Here is a 21,079-nt window from a genome sequence, read left to right as displayed (position 1 = left end):
ACTGATAAAAGATAGGTAAGATTTAGGTGGAGTAGTGGCAGGGAGTAAAACCAACATTTTCTAAAAATCAAATTATTTTTTTAATAGGGCGGAATTGGAAACTTAACCAGTTCAAACAATATTGCTATTCTTGGATGGGGTAAAAAAAATTCCCCAGATCTCGCTCTAAGAGAATTACAAATTCCTAAAAATAGAAAAGCGTAGATGTGCCTAATAGGTATCGAGGTCTTTGTTTAGAGGGGGCATTATCGCATAGCCGGTGTTAGTGGATGTTCAATTTATCACGGCCATTTATTTATTAAATGGAATATGATATCCTTCTTTTTGCGTTTGAATTGAAAACAAACTTTTTCCAGCAGTAATAAATAGCGTTTTACTATACTTTTCTCTTCCAAAAGTTAAATTGGAGACCGGACTTTTAGGGATTTCAATTTCATATAATTTCTCTCCTTGATTATTATAAATACCAACCTTGTTACCATGAGCAATATACAAGTTCTCTTCCATGTCAATGGTCATTCCATCAGGTCCTAAGTTCCCTAAGTTAATAAGTTCTTTGCGAAACTTGACTGAACCATCCTGTAATAAGTCATATGCTAAAATTTCCCCTTCACTCACTTGCCTTACCCCTGTGAAATTAGCAGTTGGAAATTCATAATTTCCGGGAACTGCAAAATTTGCGATGTATAGCGATTTTTGATCTGGAGAAATGATAATCCCATTAGGATTGCTCGCATTTGCAATGATCAGTTCTACTTTACCCTGATTGTCAATTCTGTAAACTCCCATTACTTTTTGTTCAATGGGTTCATGCCCGAAATACCTTGGATCCGTAAAATATATTCGACCAGATTCATCTATGACCACATCATTAGGCCCATTAAAAGGTTCGCCATTGTAAAGACCTGCTATTATCTCACTTTTGCCGGTTGACATGTCAGTCCTAATTACCCTCTGACCTCCAAAATCAGCCCCTTCACAAACAATTAGATTCCCATCAGCATCAAATGCCATCCCATTTGCCATTCCACTTGGTGATCGAAATACTGTTGGTTCTTTTGATTCAAGATTGTATTTCCAGATAATTCCAGCTTTTAAACCACTAAACATAGTAAATGGAATATCGGTAAAGAATAGTTCACCACTAGGGGACATGCAAGGTCCCTCTAAGAGGAAACCCTCTCCACCATCAAACAGTTCTATCAACTCTGTACCAGATGCAATAATTTCATTTGCAATGGATTGGGCATAGGTAATTCCAGGAAGGGAAAAAAATGCAGTGAGAATAATAGTTGTGATTTTTTTCATATTCTTTTTGATTTATATCCACTAACACTTGTATAAACCCAAGTCCGACTAGTCTATTGCGTAACTATACGCATTGTCCACAGGGGTTTATAATGTAAAATAAGAATTTAGCGTATGGCTTCCTTGGCGATAATGGATAGTTTCGAATTTATTCTTCCCGAAAGCAAAAAAATCCCATAGGTAGTACTGTCGGGGTATGGAAATAGTGACACTTATCTTGACTTGTATAACGTAGTTGTTGGAGCTGGTTTTTCTGTTGTGAAATGGCTAGTGGAATTACAAATTCCTAAAAATAGAAAAGCGTAGATGCACCGATAGTTATCGTGATCTACGCTTAGGGGGTTTTATATTACTCCATCCGCAGTAAAAAACTTAATTACTTCTTCTCTCTGTAAGACATTGCTTCTTATGTAATCAAAACTAGCTTCTGCTGGAGGTACTGAGCCTTTTATCTGGAGAGACCTAAAAGAACCATCTTTTTGAGGAGTGATTAAAATAATATTTCCATATTCCAGATGAAAAAGCCTCATGTTCACAATGGCATAGCTCCCTTTATCTGGTGTTGCAAAAGCAACAAATTCGACCTTGTTGTCTTTTGTAATAAATGATCCCTGGCCAGTATAATCCGGGTGATTTCTTGAAATGAAATTAGAAGCACCTAAAGCGAAATTATTAGTATCAACAGTATCAATAACTGTAAGAACAGTAAAAAATGCTGTATTTCGTTGTTCTTCTTTATATAATTCACTGTTGCCTATCCAAAAACTTTGAAACACAATTTCCTTATCTTCCACGGTAATCTTATAGTCTGGTAAAGATCGAGCCATTCGATTATTAACTTCTCCGCCTCCTCTATAGTCAAAGCTAAAAAGGCTATTGTAATGAGGTACGGGGAAAGCGCCAAACCTGATAGGCAGACGTTCATTTTCTGGTTCAATATCAACATCTTTCATTCGTTCCATATCCCATAATTCAGGATTTTTGATGTTTTCAATCTGTTTTAGACGAATCTCTTCTAGTGTTTTAGTTCCTAAATCTTGCGAAAACGAATAAATGGAGTTTAAAAGAATCAGAGTAAAAAGAAATGTAGTTTTTTTCATTAGTTCATGTGTCTTGTTCAGACAAATATACCCTGCAGACAAGGTAAACCTGGCACAAATAAGGGTTGAAATAGGGACTAGTCCCTAGGATGATTTTTATTGCAGCGGTTTTGTGTATGGTTTGTTGCGTGTTTGAGCCACTGATTTAGAAAAAAAAACCGTTCCACTTGATAACCTCAAAACCCAATTATACCTCTGTAGAAAATTGCGCAAGCAAACGTTTTAAATTATCATCAGATAATGCATTCAATTTGCCAGAACCTTACATAGCATCCTAGGTTCCTGTTATAAATTCTGGTTTCCATCAGGATTTGGCTCCTTTTACAACACAATTGATTACAAAATCTGAACTGACATCTGCATTTTTAGTTTGTAAAATATTAATAAGAGCTTTGCTGTGAGAAATCACATTTCTCTCGAGATTAATAGTTTCTTCAAGCATTAGTTTATTTTCTTTAAAATCCTCATTCAGATGGGTAAGTATTATTAATTCTTCCTTGTTAAGCTTTTTAGCTTCATTCCAATTATTGATTTGTAATGAGATGAGGATACCAATCACGACTAGAATAATTTCTCCAAAAGCATATTTTAAATACTTTCCAGTTTTATTGTTTTCGATAAGAGCAAAACGAATTTTTCTAAAAATTTATATGATAAGTTATTGGGAGGTTTTAATGAAAGACAACGTCTCGGCTATGAGTAGTTGCGTTGGTTAGCACTTAACTTTGCCAGTATACACCAAATTGGAAATTCCGCAGGGATTTTAAGAAGTAGGTGAGAACAAGCAATTACTTATTGCCATTGTTGTGCCTGTCTGCAGAAGGCTGGCTTTCGTTATTTTATTTCGTCTGCTATTAATTCTAAAATCTCCAAGATTCTTTGGCGTAATGCCTCAGATTGCAGATTTGCACCTCTATTAAAAACAATAGAGGCAGAAATCATAGATTCCAATTTTTTACTTATTAATATTTCATTTAATGTTGTTTTTAGTTTTGAAATTCCAATTTCTGATTTAAAAGAATTTGAGTTCTTATCTAATAGCCAATTATGTTCAGAATCGTTAACAAAACTATTATAGATATCTCTGCCCAAACCTAATTCTGAGATAATTGGATGATACTGCTCATTCACTAATTGACTCCAAGTCGTTTCGATTTCTTTCACTCCAACTACATCAGATGACCAGTTTGATAGTAAACGCCTCAATTCGTTGTTGCGAATCAATCTTAAATTCTCCGAACTGGTTAAGTTATTTCTTATAGGATCGAATGTCGGATCATGCCTAATATTCGCGAGATCTTTAATTACTGAATCTCTTACAACACCAACAGGTTCATCAATAGCATTCAAAAGTTGAACTGCCGAATTAAGCAAGATTTCCCTAGTCGCCATTTTTTCTTCTAATTGTAAAAGATTAGATTGATAATCTTCTTGCAGTTGTTTAAGTAAACCTTGTTCCTTTATTTTATCTTTTCTTTGCTCGTTCCAATTATTAATCTGTAAAGCAATCAAGATTCCAATAACGACAAGAACAATCTCTCCGATTGCATATTTAAAATACCTGCCTACCGGCCAGGCAGGCTTCCCAGTTTTATTTTCCATGAGCAAGTTTTGTCTAATTTTTCTAAAGAATTTTATCATTGGATAGCGGTTAGTCTTAATGAAGCACAACACATGTATAAACCCAAGTCCGAATAGTCTATTGCGTAACTATCCGCATTGTCCACAGGGGTATAGAATGTAAAATAAGAATTTCGGTTATGACTACCTTGGGGATATTGGATAGTTCCGTTTTTTTCCGCCATAAAACAAAAAATCCCCCAGATAGCTCTGAGGAGCCTAATCCCAAAATTCAAACAATCTTTTAATTAATATTCTATCTACAAAAATCTCTAAAATTGCACCTAGCGCATGCATAAGATAACCCAAAGGGTCTTGCCAAGGCATATATACCAGAATATACCATTTCCCAATACGGTAGGTCAAACTTAGTCCTTTCGTTGAAGTTGGCAGCTAGAGAAACTGATTGATCGTCACGCAGATGTTAATTGAAAGTGATCATGTAAAGTCCCGCGAAATTTTCCAATGCTGTTGCAGTTTGCTTAACCTTAGCTGCCTTTTATTTCTACAATCTGTCGTCCCGCTTCACTGAAGCTAGCCCGAGGCGAAAGCATAACTTGCGGTTCACATGCAGAGAATCCTGCTATGAAATGAGTAAGCAAATGGGTTCTATGGCATGTTGCAGGTTCGTTTATTCCTTTTCCATCTGCTAAATCAAACATCCTTAAATACCAGAAGCAATAAAAGCCATTTTACGGCAAATTTCTCCTGATCGTAACAGCTGATCTCACTTTTTTAATTTATCGATAATGAGGATATGATCTTCCTTGAGGCAGAAGGATAATATCAATCCAATGAATTACAATTTTGCTTTATGGTAGAGCTAATAAAAGTTACCAATAGCTTGTATCGAAGTGCTTCATAGCCATTTCTGTTAGCCAAAATGAATTTGCCTCCAATATTCCGTGAGTACCTACATCTACCTATGGAAGAACTTGAAATGATTTACTCAAAATTTTCGCTATCATTTAGTGTCGGTTCGGAATCAATTTAAGACGCTTCGGGAGGTAGACTCTTGAGTCACTACCTCAATTTCTACACCTTTCGGAAAAATAAATTGATTCAAAACGATATTCATTTAATAAACCATTACTCATGAAAAATTCAAAAAATAAAGTCAGATTTTTATGCATTGCACTGTTTGTGGCAATGATATCTTCCACAAATCTTTTCGGTCAAAAATCTTTAAGAGATATCCCTGTACTTGATTCTTTGACAGTGGCTAACTCCGTAAGCTACTTTGATATTAAGGATAATTCATTTGAAGGAAATGGTGCAGCTGTTTTAAAAGATGCTGTAAGCAGTTCTAAATTCTTAGTATTAGGAGAAAACCATAATTCTAAGCAAATATCCATCTTAACTAAAAACCTGGTTCCTTTGCTAGATCAATCAGGATATAAAGTGGCTTCTTTTGAAGTGGGGCCTCATTCTGCCGAGAAGCTCAAAGAATTATCAAGCAATCCTGTTCAAACCCTAGAAAGTCTTAAGGCCTTCAATAAAGAATATTTTATTCCTTCAATGGAAATGTCTGCTATTCCTATGTTTTTTTATGTTGATGATGCAAACTTCTTAGAGGAATTTGCGGACACCAAGATGGATTTCTGGGGTATTGATCAGGAGTTTTTTTTCTCAGTAGTATTTCTTGGAGATGAAATGGTGGCTTCAAAGTCCAATGATGCTAACTACAAAGAGATTAAAGCGGCTTGGGGAAAAGCTAGGGCAAGCATAGAAGCTGAGTTTGAAAACATAGACAATAATAACTCTAACTCTATGCTAACTTCTATATATGAGCATGAAGATTTTAAAAACTTTGAGAAGATGTTTGATGCGGATGACCACTATGCACAAGATGTTTTAAAGAAACTTTATGATAGTTGGTACATCTACGAAAAATCAAATAATTCTCATGAGGATAGGGTAAATTATATAAGGTCAAATTTCCTGAATAAATATGAAGCTTTTGAAAAGGAAAACAAAGATGCTCGTTATTTTATAAAAATAGGTTCTAAGCATGCGGCAACGACTAGTATTTCTTTTGATTGTTATGATATTGGGGCTTTAACCCATGAAATTGCTGAAATAGAGCAGGTAAAGAGTACTAATATAATTATATCCAGAGCGACCTATGAAGGCAAGGATTTTAAAGATCGAGCTCAGACCTTCCTTGACTTTCATCAAACAGATAGCTGGACTGTTATCGATCTAAGAAAGTTGCGAGAGGACTTGAATGCTAATAAATTTCAAATCATAACACATCCTGACTATCAAGATTTAAACAGAATGATCAAGGGTTTTGATTTATTAATTTTCCCACCAGCGGACGAAAAGCCAGAATTTAACCGATAAGCAAATTGTCTGATCAAGTTTATCTAAGAAAGGGTTCCCGACCATCATAAATGGTCAGGAACCCTTATAATGATCTTAATGTCATTTGTTTTCACAGTTAAGTTATGCTGGGAGGCAATCAAAAGAAAAAACTTAATTTGTAAGCCAATTGTTGGTCTTAACTAACCCGTAAATAGTCAATAACCATTACAATGGAGAGAATAAATAATATATTCCGCATAGCTGTACCGGTGCTATTTGGAGTGGTGTTTTTTAGTTTAATAAGACACTTTACCGAAGATGCAAATTGGCCAGTAATTATTTGGTTAACTGCTATGTCAAGTGTTTTATGGGAAGGCAGTTACCTGATCTCTAAATGGATTGATAGAAAGTTTTCAGTTAAAGCCTCTTTACTGAAAAAGTTAACATGGCAACTAGTTGTTCTTCTCGTTTTTGGGATGATGGCCTTCAATATTTCCTATTATATACTTCGCTTGTATGAAATTTATATACAAGGAAATACAGGAAATGGGTTTAGCCTTGAACAAAATGTCACAGTCTCTATCCCGGGTGTATTTTTGGTATTAGCCATAGGGGGATTTCAGATGGGTATATTTTATCTCTTAGCATGGCAAAAGTCTCAGCTAGAAACGGAACGTTTACATAAGGAGCAAGCCGAAACTTTATTCCAAAACCTGAAGCATCAGATAAGTCCTCATTTTCTATTCAATAATCTTAACACCTTGAATTCGCTGATTCATGAGAGCCCAGAAGTAGCTAGTAAATTCCTATCCGTATTTTCTGAGGTGTACCGCTATTCATTGCAACATCAAGATGAGGAGCTTGTGACTTTGGAAAATGAGCTAAATATGATTGAATCTTATCTTTTTCTCTTGAAAAAGCGTTTCGAGGATTCTTTTAAATCCACCATAGAGGTCAGCAAAGAAGCTCGGACTAAATATATTCCTCCAATGTCTTTACAATTATTAGTGGAAAATGCATTTAAGCATAACATAGCAGAGGTTGCTAATCCGCTCAATATCAACATATTTGTAGAGAACGATGTTTTAGTTGTTGAGAATAATCTGCAACTGCGGAAGAAAAAGAATCCTTCTACACGTATAGGGCTCGTAAATTTAAGTGAACGCTATCGCTTATTAGGCCAATCACTTCCCTCCTTTGAAAAGGAAGGGACAATCTTTCGAGTTTCATTACCATTATTAAATATAGGTAAGCATGAGGTTATTAATAATTGAAGACGAAGCGGCTGCATATCGCCAATTGCGACGATTGTGTGAAAAATACCTTACAGAGTTTGAAATTTCAGGCCCCGTGCAAAGTGTACGAGAGGCAGTAAACTGGTTATCGTCTAATCCTTCTCCTGATGTGATTTTTATGGATGTAGAGCTTACTGACGGGCAATGCTTTGACATTTTAACAGAGGTCGAAATTGACTCTTTTGTGATATTTACAACGGCCTACAATCAATATGCCATTAGAGCATTTGATTTGAATAGTTTGGCCTATCTACTAAAACCTGTTGATGAAGATCATTTTAAAAATGCTATTAAAAAACTGCGTGGACAGTTGTCCTCTCCCTTGAAGAGGGATGATTGGCAGGGCTTATTAAATTCTATTTCAATAAATTCAAAAGAAGCGCATAAAGAACGATTTCTAATTCGTCATGGGAGTAAGTTAATCAGTCTTTCAGTAGATCAAATTGCTTATTTTCAGAGAGATGATAGTATTGTGTTAGTTCATACGTTAGATGGTAGTAAGTATAGTGTTTCCTATTCTTTAGAGGAATTGGAGAAAATGTTAGATCCAAAAGTGTTTTTTAGGCTTAACCGATCATTTTTAGCTCGTATTAATTCAATAAGCGCCATTCATGATTATTTTAATTCTAAGCTTAAATTAGAGTTGTCTCCATCTTCATCAACTGAGGTAATTGTTAGCAAGGAGAGGTCTGGTCGTTTTAAGCTTTGGCTCGATGGGAGTTGACGAAAATATTATTGAGAATCCCTACGTTTTGTATAAAATGCGTTTTAATGCATTTTATACCTTGTTGGTAATAAGTTTTATTCATAAAACTCAATCAGCTTAATGTGAGGCGCTTTACTTGCTAATGCCTTTTTAATGTAATAGCGGTGATGATATCCAACAATCAGCATAAATCGATCATTTGGTAAACGGTCTAAAGTTCTTATAATATTAGATACCATTGCATTATTTCGATCATAATGTTCAAACTGTTCCCATTTATTGAAATAGTCTACTAAAGAAACAGAGTCTCCTTTTGAGTCAAGTATTTGTTCATTGAATTCATCTCGGTTATTCACAATCTGCTTCATTTTTGTATACTGATAATACTTGATGCTGTCCATAACAGCATCAGTCTCATCATTATTTAGCGCTTTTAGGTTATCCGAAGAAAGACTATCTAAATGAACCCAATAACTGGCAAACCTGCTCCATATTTGACTCTCTTTAGGGGTGAATTTTCCAGCCTTACTTAGTTCATTGAGTTTCTGATACACCTCTCCGGCTTGAGGATACAAGCCCACCTCGGTTCGATACGAGTTTCTTCCTTCAAATTCAATAGGCCTGAGAATCGTATTGGGATGATTTTTTAAATATCGGGTAACGGCCTGATCTTCGTTCTCTTCATACTCAACCTTCCTGTTAAATGCAGAGTCAAAGCTAACCGAGTCCCTTTCCATTAAGATGACCTCGGGCTTCACTTTCTTTATAGCGAGGTAAATCGAGTCGGAATTTATCCCACTTGTAGGGAAATGGACTGAACCTAAAATTATTAGTTCTTTAGTTCTATTTTCTGCTTTTTGACTGCAACCAGCCAGGAAGAGCAATGAAATTATAACAGATATTATTTTCAACATGATTTGATTTAATTATTGCCACCGGTTACGGCTATGCCCCGTTGCCGGTATTAATTGCATAGCGTTCATCTAAAGATAGGTTTTTTTAGGATTTGAGGGTGTGAGGTGTACTAAGATCCAGGCCTTGGGGTGTAGCCGATGTTAGCCTTTCGTTATCTATTTGGAACAAATAAATTATTCATTTTATTATTCCGTGCTACCGTTACTTAGAAATATTATTCTATTTATTGCTTTTCGGATTTCATCGTCTTCATGTTCTACAATGTTCAACAATGTATTTGCATCTAGGTGTCGGTCGTTAATTAAATTCTCAAATTCTATTGAGCTTAAAAATGATAAATCAACACGGTCATCATCTAACCCTTTAATATAGGGCTGTGGGATTCTTTTCGCCAAATAGGGAATTATGGTATGTCTGGTATAATTTATTGCTTGCTTCTCTCTTTCGAAATAATCAGATATCAAGTCATCCCATTGAATTAGCAAAGTTCGAAGTTCTGTATTTGAAATAATTTCAAAAGATGATGTATTGATTAAAGTTGAAATAGATCCCATCGATAGATCTGCAGAACCAAGATTTCGTAGCTGACGTAATGCTCTTGATAAAGAGTCTCTATCTATTTCATTTTGGACTAAAGGGAATGACTTTCTTAAATAGTTACACTGGTTTCGAATAAGAGTATAAGTTCTAATGGTGCTTTCCAGCTCTTTTTTATTGAATTTAAATTCAGTGTTAATTTCCTTTAGCAATAGGCTTTCGCTTAGGGAATTGATTCTTTTTTGGTTCCAATTATTAATTGATAGTGCAATCAAAATTCCAATAACTACAAGTATGATTTCACCAATAGCATATTTAAAGTACTTTCCAGTTTTACCTTCTGAAAGCAAGTTTTGTCTAATTTTTCTGAAGAATTTAATCATTGGTTATTTGGGTTTCCATTTGAAGCACAATTCAGGTATAAACCCAAGTCAGACTATTCTATTGCGAAGCTATCCCCCTTGTCCATAGGGGTATAGAATGTAAAGTAAGGATTTCGGGTTGGACTTCCTTGGCGATTTAGGATAGTTTCGGTTTTATTTTTCCCCTAAAACAAAAAAATCCCCCAGATCGCTCTGAGGGATTTCTATTAGTTCTAGAGTTTCTTACTTCAAACTGGTATTCGGAACCGGAGCGACTTTAGTCCAAGGACTTACATCCATCTTTCTAGGAGTTGGATAGACCTCATCCAAGGTATTGCCATCATAGATTCTTCCGTTCTTCACCACATGGGAAATGCTATTGGTGTTTCGGATATTCTCCAATGGATTGCTATCCATAATCACCAAGTCGGCTAGTTTCCCCACTTCGATACTTCCCAGTTCTTTATCCAATCCCAAAGCTTCCGCTCCCGAGATCGTTGCCACTTTTAGTGCATCATGCGCTTCCATGCCTCCGCTGGCTACAGACCAAAGTTCCCAGTGATAACCTAATCCTTGTAGCTGACCATGGGAACCCACACCTGCTAAACCACCTTGCTCGAAGATGGATTTAATGCCTTCTGCATGTTTCATAAATACATGGTCTTCCGGAGCAAACCAGCCACCTAATCCACCGGCTCTTCTTCTTGCTTTGGCATTCAGTTCCTCATAAGGAGTGAAGCGGTTCAGCTTCGGATCATGAAGTGGGCTTTCGGTAGTGTAGTAATAGTTCTCAGCCCAAGGTCCACCATAAGCTACCAAGAGGGTAGGAGTCACCGCCATCTTGCTTTCTGCAATGGTCTTGGTCACATCCTGATACAGTGGATGAATCGGAATAGAATGCTCATGTCCTGGATAACCATCGATCAGCTGGGTCATGTTTAGTTTGAAATCCAAGCCACCCTCCGTGGTAGGCATCAGTTCCTGTTCTTTGGCAGCCATAATCACCCACTGTCTATGCTGACGGTTCCCTACGAGATACATTTTGATGTATTGGGTATTGTAATACTTGCTGTATTGCTTCAGTACATTTTTGGTCTGATCCAGAGACTTCAGATTATACATCCAATAGCCTACACCTGGTCCGGTGCTGTACACTCTAGGTCCTGGCACCATTCCAGCTTCCACCATATCTCCGTAAGTCAATACATCGGTAGTAGCTGTCTGTGGATCCCGGGTAGTGGTTACTCCATATGCCAAGTTGGCCGCATAGATCCAAACCGAGTTTTTATGTAATCCCCAAGTTGGCCACATGTGCGCATGGGTATCGATAAAGCCTGGGGTAATGGTCTTGCCAGACATGTCCATGACTTTTGAATTTCCGGCATCCAAAGTACCGGTGGCACCAACGGCTTTGATTCGGTTATTTTCAATCAGAATATCTCCCCGCTCGATGATTTCATCCCCTTTCATGGTGACGATTCGGGCATTGCTTAGCAAGACAGTTCCTTTCGGAATGTCTTTAGTATAGTAAACCGAAACTTGCTTTTCTACAGGTTTGTAGCTTTCTTTTTCTTTTTGTTCGGCTTTGTAAATGCTATCTGCTTTTGCTTTTTCCTTGTCATTTTTCAGCAATTCTGCCAAAGCTTCTTTTTTGGCTTTGGCTACAGAATCGGCAGCTTTCACCGCTTCAGGTCCCAAAGCTTTCAAGGCAGCAACAGAATCCGCATCTGCCATCATTTTTGCTTTTTTGGCAGTCTTGACTGAATCTTCGATAAACTCAGCCCGGTCGATGTCATACACCCAATGTCCATTGCCCAAAGACCAGTGAACTTTCTTGCCATTCGCTTCCCAAGCCGGCCATTCTCCTCCGATTTCGGTGAGTTGGCGGGAAGGGAAATTACTGGATTCTGGATTACCCACATTAATGCTTGGAGTCTTCCCAACTTTCGGGATCTGCACCACATAAATATTGTTATTCACCTGGGCTACTGCCAAATCTCCTTCCGGAGCCATCAAAATAGTGCTGGCACTGCTTGGTCTCATCTGTGGTTCCTGTGCGCTGGCGCCTTCAGGAAGCATGCAATAATTGACTGCATCGGCATTGGATCTAGGAAGTCCCATCACATAGCGGATATCTGATGCTTCTTCTGGATTGGTGGTATGTCCATGATCATCATGGGATTCAGCGACCGACCCAAATGGAGTGATGCCCGTAATTTTTGCGTATTCTTTTTCGTCAGTTCCATCCCATCTTACACCTAGCAAGGTGCCACCAGGACCATTCAAGAATACTCGTGAAGTGTCTTTGGTGAAATGTACGTTGCCCTGGTTTCCTGCATCCATAATCTTTCTGAATTCCCCACCGGTAGCTGGGATCCACACCAATTCTGCTTCTGAACCATTGATTCCTGGGCCTTCTGCATCTTTCATCACTTGATTGGATGCTTTGAATACGGCGATTCTATTTCTTGGACTCCAAGCGGGCTGCATGTATAGCGCACTTTCGGTAGTGAGTTGGGATACGCTGCCTCTGTTTCCTAAAGTAGCCTTGTAGATATGTCCTCCTTCGGTTTCATTCCAACCTACAAATGCCAGTTGGGTTCCATCAGGACTCCAGGTAGGCATGGCTTCGGTGAAATCATGATTGGTGATTCGTTTTGGCTCCCCATCAGGATAGTCCATTACATACAATCTGTTTAGAGCAGTAAATGCTAATTTCTTTCCGTCAGGAGAAGGAACTGCATCCCGGATCTGAGTGGCTCTTGCTGCTGTCGTATCTTTGATTTCGTAATTGAAATACAAGCGAGGTCCCATAGCCAGGTTCACATCTACTTCGAATGGAATTTCCTGAGGGCTGTCGCCATCCACGGAGATTTTCCAGATTTTACCATCATAAGAAGCGATGACATGTTTGCTATCAGGCGTGAAGGCCATGGCTGGTAATACTCCTTGGGGAGCGATGGATTCCTGCTCATCTCGTTGTACTGGATAAGCCAACCAATTTTCTTCTCCTGTTTCCATGTTTCTAAGTACCAAGCCAGTTTTTTCTTCCCAACGAGAACCATAGACCATCCATTTGCCATCATCACTCAGGGTTGGAGTGAAAGCAGAACCATATCGGGAGGTAATTCGGTTGACCTCTCCTTTTTCAAAGTCATAGGTTCCAATTTGGTATTGTGGAAGCAAGGCATTGTAATTCCAGGCTCCGCTTCTCAGGGAATAGTACACCTTTTTTCCATCCGGGCTGACAAAAGGATCGATGGTTTTAATGTTGCTCGGATTTTCATTCAATTGAATGCCGCCACCTCCATCTTTATGGTACATCCACAATTTGGAGATCCTTCTTCCTTTACTGACCACGATGTATTCGGAATCTGGGGTCCAGTCTGCACCTGGAACGTCCCCATTTTTGTCTTTGGTGATCTGAACGGTGTCTTTTTTGACCAGATCGATGTACCAAAGGTTGTCGTTTCCGGCGCGATCGGACGTGAAGAGGATTTTCTCTCCATCCGGAGAAAATCTAGGGTGGGTTTCATAAGCCATACCTGTGGTTACTGGAGAGGCTTTTCCACCTTCGATCGGAATCGTGTAAATATCTCCCAGTAAGTCAAAAGCCAAAGTTTTTCCATCCGGGCTCACATCCACACTCATCCAAGTACCTTGTTTGGTATTGAATTTTACTTCTCGTTCGGGCTTGAGGGGAAGGTCTTTAAACTTTGGGGTTACAATGGAATCTTTTTTGGTGCTGTCCGTCTGAACCATTGTTGCATGATCCATGGGTACCAGTTTCTTTGTTGGTTTTGGAGTCATCGTGGCAAAACTCACCGATGCTCCCAATGCAACCAACAAGGCAGGTTGGGTAAATTTTTTCATATAGTGGTATTTGGGTAAATAATCTACAGCTTAATCTTGTTTGAAGGCAAATGATTGGCCCTGAAATTAAAAAAATTGACCGATTGCGGCCAATTTTTTTAATTAGTGAGTATTTGATAGCTGCTGTGGCTGAATAAGTTAGGAGTTTACTTCATAGACGGTGACAGGTTTTGCTTTATTTTTCAAGACCATTTCCCCAATCTTGGAGATCTTAAAATCATCTTTCACGTCATGTTGGTATTGTTCCAAAATTAGGATCTGCCCTGGGCTGGCTTTGGATTGTAATCGGGATGCTACATTGACGGTATCCCCAATCACGGTGTAGTCCAGTCTCTTCAATGAAATGGACCCAATGTTACCTGAGACCATTTCGCCCTTATTGATTCCGATGGAAACTTTGGGTTGGAATCCGGATTTCTCTGAAAATACTGGCATGGCGTTCATCTTATCCCGAATGGCGATACTTGCACGAATAGCCCGCTTTTCATAATCTTCTCCTTTGAACACTGCCATTACCGCATCGCCAATAAACTTGTCAATAATGCCTTGTTCGGCGATGATTTCCCGCACCATCATGTCAAAATAATCATTGAGCTGGCCCACCACTACGTTGGGTTCTTCATTTTCACTGATGGCCGTAAATCCGCAGAGATCGATAAAAGCTACTGCCGCTTCCATGGTTTCGTTTTCGATCAGTCCACTTTCTATTTCCCTGCCTCCCATAAAGTTCAGTACAGTCTCATCCACATACATTCTCAGGATGTTATTTTCCTTCATGGCTTTGAGGGTGTCCTTGATCTGATTGATGTAGGTGATGGTTTTCTCAATAGTAATTTCCAAGTCTTGAAAATCCACCGGCTTGGTGATAAAATCAAAAGCACCCAGGTTCATGGCGGTACGTATATTTTCCATATCTCCATAGGCGGATATAATGACCGTTTTCAATAAGGAGTTTTGTTCTTTTACCCGCGAAAGCAGTGTCAATCCGTCCATCTCAGGCATATTGATGTCACTCAGAATCATGTCAATATTCTTTGATTCCTCCATGAGTTCCAATGCTTTTTTACCGTTGAGGGCAAAATGGAACTCATATTCCTTAGAACGGATTTTCTTTCTAAATTTCTGTCTGATAAGTACCTCTAGATCCGCCTCATCATCTACCACTAATATTCTGATCATGGCTTATTTGATTTTTGTTTATGAACCAAATTGGCGATTTCTGATTTTAAAAATTCAAAGTCTATGGGTTTTGTAAAAAACTCTTTTGCCCCTGAATCAATCGCTTTTTCATAGTTTTCGGTATCCCCATATGCGGATATCATGCTGACATTGATTTGTGGAAAACGTTCCTTTATTTTTTTCAACAATTCTAAGCCGGTCATCCCGGGCATATTGATATCCGAAAACACATATACAACTTGGGGAGGATTTTCTTGTTCTAAAAAATCCAATGCTTCTTGTCCAGAAAAGGCAAAAGATAAGCTGATCTCTCCTTTCTTTATTTCTTTCCTGAATTTTTGACGAAAAAGTATTTCTACATCCATTTCATCATCTACTATCAAAATATTCATTTTTCTTTCTTTAAAGTAAACTCATGTTGACTTTTTACTCTTTTTTTATTCTTCAGCTTTATCTGATTTCTCGAGCTTATCAAGAGGAAGAATTATGGTAAAAGTGGTTTGCTCTCCTTCTACTGAATCCACTTTGAAATCTCCCCCATGTGCTTTGACAATATCGTAACTCAAACTCAAACCTAAGCCTGTTCCAGACCCAGTAGGTTTGGTGGTAAAAAATGGCTGAAATATCTTTTCTTTGATGGCTTTAGGAATTCCACTTCCATTATCCGATACCGTGATTTTGATCTTATTATTTTCGAGAGAAGTGGTGACTTCTACTGTAGGCTGGTAGTTTTTCCCCTCCTCCGAATTGGGATCTAACTTGCTCTTTTTCTCATTGACAGCGAAGAAGGCATTGTTGACGAGGTTTAAGATCAGTCTACCGAAATCCTGAGCTACCACCTTTACTTTGGGAAGATTAGGATCCAGGTTTAGCTTGAAATCCGAATTGAAGCTTTTGTCTTTGGCTCGAAGCCCGTGATAGGAAAGTCTTAGAAATTCATCCGCCAGATTATTTAGGTCTGTTAATTCCTTTTCTCCAGAATTGATTCGGCTATGTTGAAGCATTCCTTTAACAATGGAATCAGCGCGATTACCATGGTGGGCTATTTTTTGTAGGTTTTGCGTGATGTCATCCACAATTTCCAGTGCCAATTCATAATTTCCCGCCTCGATTTCTTCCTTCATCTCCACTAATAGCTCATTACTCAATTCAGAGAAATTATTCACAAAATTGAGGGGGTTTTGGATCTCATGCGCGATGCCTGCGGTAAGTTCCCCGAGTGAAGCCATTTTTTCTGCGTGGATCAATTGGGATTGAGTGGATTTCAGTTCCTGCACAATTTTCTCCAATTCGTTTTTCTGGGCTGTCAATTCTGCTGTTCGGGCTTTCACCTGTTGCTCAAACTGATTTTTTAACTGCTCAGTGATTTCCAGTTCCTTTTCCTTCTCCAACGCCTTGATTCGCTCTTTCTCCAAGTTTTTCTTTTGCTTGGCATTGATGATCCACATAGCAATGGCCCAGATAAACGCAAATGCTTCAGCGGTTTCGAAATAGGAATCCCATTTATTGTAAAATTCCGGGGCCAGCGCCACAAAAATTTCCGAAATGATGGAAATGACGATAATTGGCAACCAGGCATAGACCACACCTTTCTTGTGCTCCAGCGCAGGAAATTGTAGGGTCACAAAGACAATCGCACTGATCAATAGATATCCTGCGATGCTGGCAATGAAGGAAATGAGGGAGGGCATGGGAACCCACTCAATCACCATTAAGGCTATCGCAGCTATTATTCCATAATTGAATAAACGTTTCCACTCTTCAGAAACCTGTTTAGTACTCAGCGGCCTCTTGAGGGTAAATAGAAGAATGATGGAAATGATATTTACTGAAAGCACGACGTTGTTTTGTTATTTGATCTATTAATTAAATAGTTTTAAAAGAATTTTAAGCCCTTCCAAAAGAATTATTCTGGAATATAAATAGTAAATGCGGTTCCTTGGTCAGTTGTGGTACTACTTTTTACTCTTAAATCCCCTCCATGTGACTTAATAATGTCATAACTGAGAGAAAGTCCCAATCCGGTTCCTTGCCCTGTTGGTTTTGTGGTAAAAAAGGGTTGGAATATCTTATTGATGATTTCTGTAGAGATTCCTGGCCCATTATCCTCTATGGTAATTTCTGCACCTCCTAAGATTTGCCTGGTGGTAATTTTAACATAGGGATGGTATTCAGTACCGTTTACTGCTTTTGATTTCTCGTTTACTGCATAAAATGAATTGTTTACCATATTCAGAATCACTCTTCCTATATCTTGCTGAATGACTTCTAACTGCGGCAGTTTTTCATCAAAGTCAGTGAGAAAATCCGCATTGAACGTTTTGTCTTTGGCTTTGAGTCCATGGAAACTCAAGCGTAAACATTCGTCTGCCAGAGCATTGAGGTTTGTAGGTTCTTTTTTACCCGAACCTACCCGGCTATGCTGCAACATGGCTTTGACGATGGAGTCGGCACGCTTTCCATGCAAGTTGATCCGCTCGAGGTTTTGTTTGATGTCCTCGGCAATGGCTTTGGTTTCCTCCATATCCCCACTTTCTAATTCCTCCATCATTTCATCCATCAATTCATTGCTGACATCGGAGAAATTATTAACAAAATTCAAGGGGTTTTGAATTTCATGTGCGATGCCTGCGGTCAACTCTCCCAAGGAGGCCATTTTTTCAGCTTGGATCAATTGAGACTGGGTTTCTTTCAAGTGTTCATGGGAGGCTTCTAGCTTTGCATAAGCCTTTTCAATTTCCCGTGCATGTGCCAATTCCCGTTCACGGGCTTTCTTTTGTTCAGCCTTTAATACTTGATTCTTTTGGTATCGGGAGGCAGGGTAAATCAATGAAAGAAAGATCAGGGTATACAAGCCATAGGCCCACCAGCTTCTAAACCAAGGAGGTAAAACAGTAAAGGTATAGTTGGTTGGAGTGGTCCATTCGCTAGCTCCAGCTACTGCAGGACCATTGTATCGGGCCATGACCTTGAAGGTGTAGGTTCCTTCGCTGATATTACCAAAAGTGGCCTCGGATTTTTTGAGAATGGGGCTCCATTCCTGATCATAGCCCTCCAGCATGTACCGATATTCTATTAATTCGGGTTTGGAAATTTCGTTAGTACCAAAATCAATAGTCAGGTGATTGTTTTTATAGGGTAGCACCAAATTAAGTGGAATAGGATGGAAAGGAGCGATACTATCGAACGCGATGGAATTGAATCGGTTGCGCATGGCTTCCCGCTCTTTCTCACTTAGACTTCTTCCAAAAACACTGACTTCTTCATTGATTTGAGAAGTCGTTATTCCTTCACTTTCTGGATTGTTGGCAGCTTGAGCTAAGAGGTTCCAAGAGAGGTTTTCCTCATTGATCTTTACTTGCATTAACGCTACCTCTGGTAAGTTCTCATTTCTTAATAAAGAGGAGTAATCCAACCTGCTCAAAGCCGTTTTGTTGCTCCCTGTACCTGCCCAGAGAATGCCTCTGCTATCCAAAAACATTCCTTTTTGACCATCTGTGAGGTCTTTGACGGGATAGCCTGTGTTGGAATTAAAAAGCTCAAGGTTTTTGAGCTCCTGCAGGGGCTCATTAGCCATAGGACTATCAAAAATCGCCAAGCCTAAGTTCGTTCCAACGGCAATTTTCCCAGTAGGGAATGATTCGATTTGTAGGATGACATCATTGGGTAATCCTTCGGTAGTGGTAAAGGATTTGAAAAGATTTTCTGTTTCCGAAAAGTTTCCTTGAAGCAGGGCATTCAAATCATTGGAACTGATAAAGTTTAATCCATGCTCAGTACCGACCCAGAAATTCCCTGCAAAATCTTCCTCAATGCTAAGGACTGAGTTATCAATTAATCCTTGTTCTGTTGTGAGATTAGTAAAGCTTTTACCGTCAAAAATACTGATTCCTCCATCGGCAGCTCCAAACCAGATTCTACCGGATTTGTCTTCTAAGATACTGAGTATGGCATATCCTGCCAGGCCTTGATCTGGAGTGAAATTGGTGAATGATTCTCCGTTAAATTGAGTGACACCACCTCCATCGGTGCCGATCCAGAGAATTCCATTTTTATCTTCCAGAATGCTAAAAACATCATATCCAGTGAGACCTTGGTCAGATGAATAGTTGGTAAAACTCTTGCCATCAAACAAGCTGATTCCACCCACTCGGCCTATCCACAATTCTTCATTTTGGTTCGCATATAGACTGAATACGACATCCGAAGCCAAGCCTTGAGCAGTGGTGTAGTTGGTGAAATTTTTACCGTTAAACTTGCTGATACCTCCCAGAGGTGTTCCAAACCATAGGTTTTGTTGCTGATCTTCGGCTATGCTCATTACAATATTTGCCGCCAGTCCTTGAGCAGTGGTAAAGGTGGTAAAACCTAGCCCATCATACCTGCTGATTCCTCCTCCGTCCGTTCCAAACCATAGTTTTCCTGATTTATCCTCTGTAATACTGAGGACATTGTTGCTCGCTAGGCCTTGTCCCGTGGTGTAGGTGGTGAATGTATTTCCATCAAATTTGCTGATTCCTCCCCCTGAGGTGGCAAACCACAAATTTCCTCTTTTGTCTTCTGCAATATTTCGAATCAAGTTGCTGGCAAGCCCATCTTCAATACGATAGTTTTCAAAAGTTTCTCCATTATATTTTGTGACCCCTTCTCCTACGGTACCAAACCATAAGTTTTCTTTGGAATCTTTTAGGATTACCCGAACCCGATCCCCAGACAGGCCTTCGGTAGCTGCGATTGAATGAAATTGGTTGCCATCATATTTGCTGACACCATTACCATAGGTTCCAAACCAAAGGTTACCTTCCTTATCCTCCTCTATACTCACCACTACATTTCCGGCCAGCCCTTCTTCGGTGGTATAATTGGTGAAGGTATTCCCATCGTATTTGCTTACTCCTTCGTTGGTTCCAAACCAAAGATTTCCTTGCTGGTCTTCTTTGATGATGAAAACAATATCATCCACCAATCCATTGCCAGCATTGAAATTGGTAAAACTTACTCCATCATATTTACTGGCCCCACCGCCGACCGTTCCAAACCAAATATTTCCATTTTGGTCCTCAATAATGGATCTTAAGTTATTGGCGGCCAAACCTTGTACCGTAGTGTAATTGGTAAAAGTATTTCCATCAAAATGACTTACTCCTCCTCCTGAAGTTCCAAACCATAGATGACCATGTCGATCTAATAGGGAAGAGTTAACCGCATCCAATGCCAATCCGTTGTCAGAAGTGTAGGTGGTAAATTGTGCTCTTCCTCCTTCTCCAAGAATGAAGGGTCCATTGCTGCCTGCTACGGTACTTCCATCTTCATCCTGAAGGACTAACAAAGGAGATATCACTGGTGGGGTTAGGCTAATCAGCTCCCCATCGTTGAAATAGCTTCTTTGTTCTGAGGAACTCAGCGGAACTCTTACTACTTGCGGTGCTTGTACTTCTGTTATAAATCGGGGAATAGGCTGTAAAGAATCAGGTAATGCATCCAGCTGTACTACAGTGGGTTTGGAGATCGGGGTTTTTACCTCAGTTGCCGTTTTATCCAGGCTTTCTGAGCAAGAAAAAATAAAAACCAAAGGCACTACAAATGAAAAATAGGAGGTTTTCATCTAATGTGGTTTGATAAACACGTGAAGAATTGATGAATCATAAACTAGTATTCCACCTTTACAAATTTTTCCAAATAGGGTGGAGGTCATGTAGGTTTCAAAAATGTGCATTTGAGAGCAACCTACTCTAGAGGTGTTTACCTGGTATATCCTTCGAAAAAATGAAACCAGTTGTTCACCGAATGTAATCAATAGAAAAAGTACTCAGAGTTATTTTGCTTTTATTTATTGGGTTTCATTTAAAAAAGCTCACACAACTTGGTATTCATTTC

The 21,079-nt window shown here is 39.0% G+C and carries 14 protein-coding genes; 3 read left to right on the top strand and 11 right to left on the bottom strand.

The genetic code is table 11. The annotated features are described in order from the left end of the window. Positions 1–291: 291 nt before the first annotated feature. From JYB62_RS13560 to JYB62_RS13545, 4 genes are all read right to left on the bottom strand, one after another. Positions 292–1,308, bottom strand: coding sequence for an SMP-30/gluconolactonase/LRE family protein (locus JYB62_RS13560; RefSeq protein ID WP_205645964.1), 1,017 nt, complete (start codon positions 1,306–1,308; stop codon positions 292–294). Between the two features lie 344 nt (positions 1,309–1,652). After that, positions 1,653–2,408, bottom strand: a complete 756-nt coding sequence (locus JYB62_RS13555) for a hypothetical protein (protein WP_205645963.1) — start codon at positions 2,406–2,408, stop codon at positions 1,653–1,655. A gap of 304 nt (positions 2,409–2,712) precedes the next feature. Continuing rightward, the gene (locus JYB62_RS13550) at positions 2,713–2,967 is read right to left on the bottom strand and encodes a DUF6090 family protein (RefSeq protein ID WP_205645962.1); all 255 of its coding nucleotides are present in this window, start codon (positions 2,965–2,967) and stop codon (positions 2,713–2,715) included. A 275-nt stretch (positions 2,968–3,242) separates the two neighbouring features. Further along, the gene (locus JYB62_RS13545) at positions 3,243–4,049 is read right to left on the bottom strand and encodes a DUF6090 family protein (RefSeq protein ID WP_205645961.1); all 807 of its coding nucleotides are present in this window, start codon (positions 4,047–4,049) and stop codon (positions 3,243–3,245) included. Positions 4,050–5,123: 1,074 nt separating this feature from the next. On the opposite strand from JYB62_RS13545, the gene JYB62_RS13540 reads away from it, so the two are divergent. The 3 genes from JYB62_RS13540 (at position 5,124) to JYB62_RS13530 (ending at position 8,354) form a co-directional block, all read left to right on the top strand. Beyond that, positions 5,124–6,374: a hypothetical protein gene (locus JYB62_RS13540; RefSeq protein ID WP_205645960.1), complete on the top strand. Its 1,251-nt coding sequence runs from the start codon at positions 5,124–5,126 to the stop codon at positions 6,372–6,374. 191 nt (positions 6,375–6,565) lie between these two features. Beyond that, positions 6,566–7,609, top strand: a complete 1,044-nt coding sequence (locus tag JYB62_RS13535; protein WP_205645959.1) for a sensor histidine kinase — start codon at positions 6,566–6,568, stop codon at positions 7,607–7,609. Further along, positions 7,590–8,354 (top strand): LytR/AlgR family response regulator transcription factor, encoded by a 765-nt coding sequence (locus JYB62_RS13530; protein WP_205645958.1) that lies wholly within the window; start codon positions 7,590–7,592, stop codon positions 8,352–8,354. The genes JYB62_RS13535 and JYB62_RS13530 overlap by 20 nt, the downstream gene beginning before the upstream one ends. 77 nt (positions 8,355–8,431) lie before the next feature. Here the strand turns inward: JYB62_RS13530 and JYB62_RS13525 are convergent, their stop codons facing one another. The 7 genes from JYB62_RS13525 to JYB62_RS13495 form a co-directional block, all read right to left on the bottom strand. After that, a complete protein-coding gene (locus JYB62_RS13525; protein ID WP_205645957.1) occupies positions 8,432–9,250 on the bottom strand; it encodes a hypothetical protein in 819 nt (272 codons plus the stop codon). Between the two features lie 186 nt (positions 9,251–9,436). Further along, a complete protein-coding gene (locus JYB62_RS13520; protein WP_205645956.1) occupies positions 9,437–10,171 on the bottom strand; it encodes a DUF6090 family protein in 735 nt (244 codons plus the stop codon). A 222-nt stretch (positions 10,172–10,393) separates the two neighbouring features. Further along, positions 10,394–14,023 carry an amidohydrolase family protein gene (locus tag JYB62_RS13515; RefSeq protein WP_205645955.1) on the bottom strand — a complete coding sequence of 1,210 codons (3,630 nt, stop codon included), beginning with the start codon at positions 14,021–14,023 and terminating at the stop codon, positions 10,394–10,396. Positions 14,024–14,161: 138 nt separating this feature from the next. Continuing rightward, positions 14,162–15,202: a response regulator gene (locus tag JYB62_RS13510; protein WP_205645954.1), complete on the bottom strand. Its 1,041-nt coding sequence runs from the start codon at positions 15,200–15,202 to the stop codon at positions 14,162–14,164. Continuing rightward, entirely contained in the window at positions 15,199–15,594 is a 396-nt protein-coding gene (locus tag JYB62_RS13505) for a response regulator (RefSeq protein WP_205645953.1), read from the bottom strand. The genes JYB62_RS13510 and JYB62_RS13505 overlap by 4 nt, the downstream gene beginning before the upstream one ends. 45 nt (positions 15,595–15,639) lie before the next feature. Further along, a complete protein-coding gene (locus JYB62_RS13500) occupies positions 15,640–17,040 on the bottom strand; it encodes a sensor histidine kinase (RefSeq protein ID WP_205645952.1) in 1,401 nt (466 codons plus the stop codon). 68 nt (positions 17,041–17,108) lie between these two features. Next, complete coding sequence (locus JYB62_RS13495; RefSeq protein ID WP_205645951.1) at positions 17,109–20,807, bottom strand: two-component regulator propeller domain-containing protein; 3,699 nt, start codon at positions 20,805–20,807, stop codon at positions 17,109–17,111. Between the last annotated feature and the right edge of the window lie 272 nt (positions 20,808–21,079).

This window comes from Algoriphagus lutimaris, assembly GCF_017051705.1.
Classification (GTDB): domain Bacteria; phylum Bacteroidota; class Bacteroidia; order Cytophagales; family Cyclobacteriaceae; genus Algoriphagus; species Algoriphagus lutimaris.
This window is presented reverse-complemented; position numbering and strand designations above follow the sequence as displayed.

Excerpts from the sequence above, each read along its gene's own strand:
- JYB62_RS13560 (WP_205645964.1), bottom strand. The coding sequence starts at position 1,308 with ATGAAAAAAATCACAACTATTATTCTCACTGCATTTTTTTCCCTTCCT.
- JYB62_RS13555 (WP_205645963.1), bottom strand. The coding sequence starts at position 2,408 with ATGAAAAAAACTACATTTCTTTTTACTCTGATTCTTTTAAACTCCATT.
- JYB62_RS13545 (WP_205645961.1), bottom strand. The coding sequence starts at position 4,049 with ATGATAAAATTCTTTAGAAAAATTAGACAAAACTTGCTCATGGAAAAT.
- JYB62_RS13540 (WP_205645960.1), top strand. The coding sequence starts at position 5,124 with ATGAAAAATTCAAAAAATAAAGTCAGATTTTTATGCATTGCACTGTTT.
- JYB62_RS13535 (WP_205645959.1), top strand. The coding sequence starts at position 6,566 with ATGGAGAGAATAAATAATATATTCCGCATAGCTGTACCGGTGCTATTT.
- JYB62_RS13530 (WP_205645958.1), top strand. The coding sequence starts at position 7,590 with ATGAGGTTATTAATAATTGAAGACGAAGCGGCTGCATATCGCCAATTG.
- JYB62_RS13525 (WP_205645957.1), bottom strand. The coding sequence starts at position 9,250 with ATGTTGAAAATAATATCTGTTATAATTTCATTGCTCTTCCTGGCTGGT.
- JYB62_RS13520 (WP_205645956.1), bottom strand. The coding sequence starts at position 10,171 with ATGATTAAATTCTTCAGAAAAATTAGACAAAACTTGCTTTCAGAAGGT.
- JYB62_RS13515 (WP_205645955.1), bottom strand. The coding sequence starts at position 14,023 with ATGAAAAAATTTACCCAACCTGCCTTGTTGGTTGCATTGGGAGCATCG.
- JYB62_RS13510 (WP_205645954.1), bottom strand. The coding sequence starts at position 15,202 with ATGATCAGAATATTAGTGGTAGATGATGAGGCGGATCTAGAGGTACTT.
- JYB62_RS13505 (WP_205645953.1), bottom strand. The coding sequence starts at position 15,594 with ATGAATATTTTGATAGTAGATGATGAAATGGATGTAGAAATACTTTTT.
- JYB62_RS13495 (WP_205645951.1), bottom strand. The coding sequence starts at position 20,807 with ATGAAAACCTCCTATTTTTCATTTGTAGTGCCTTTGGTTTTTATTTTT.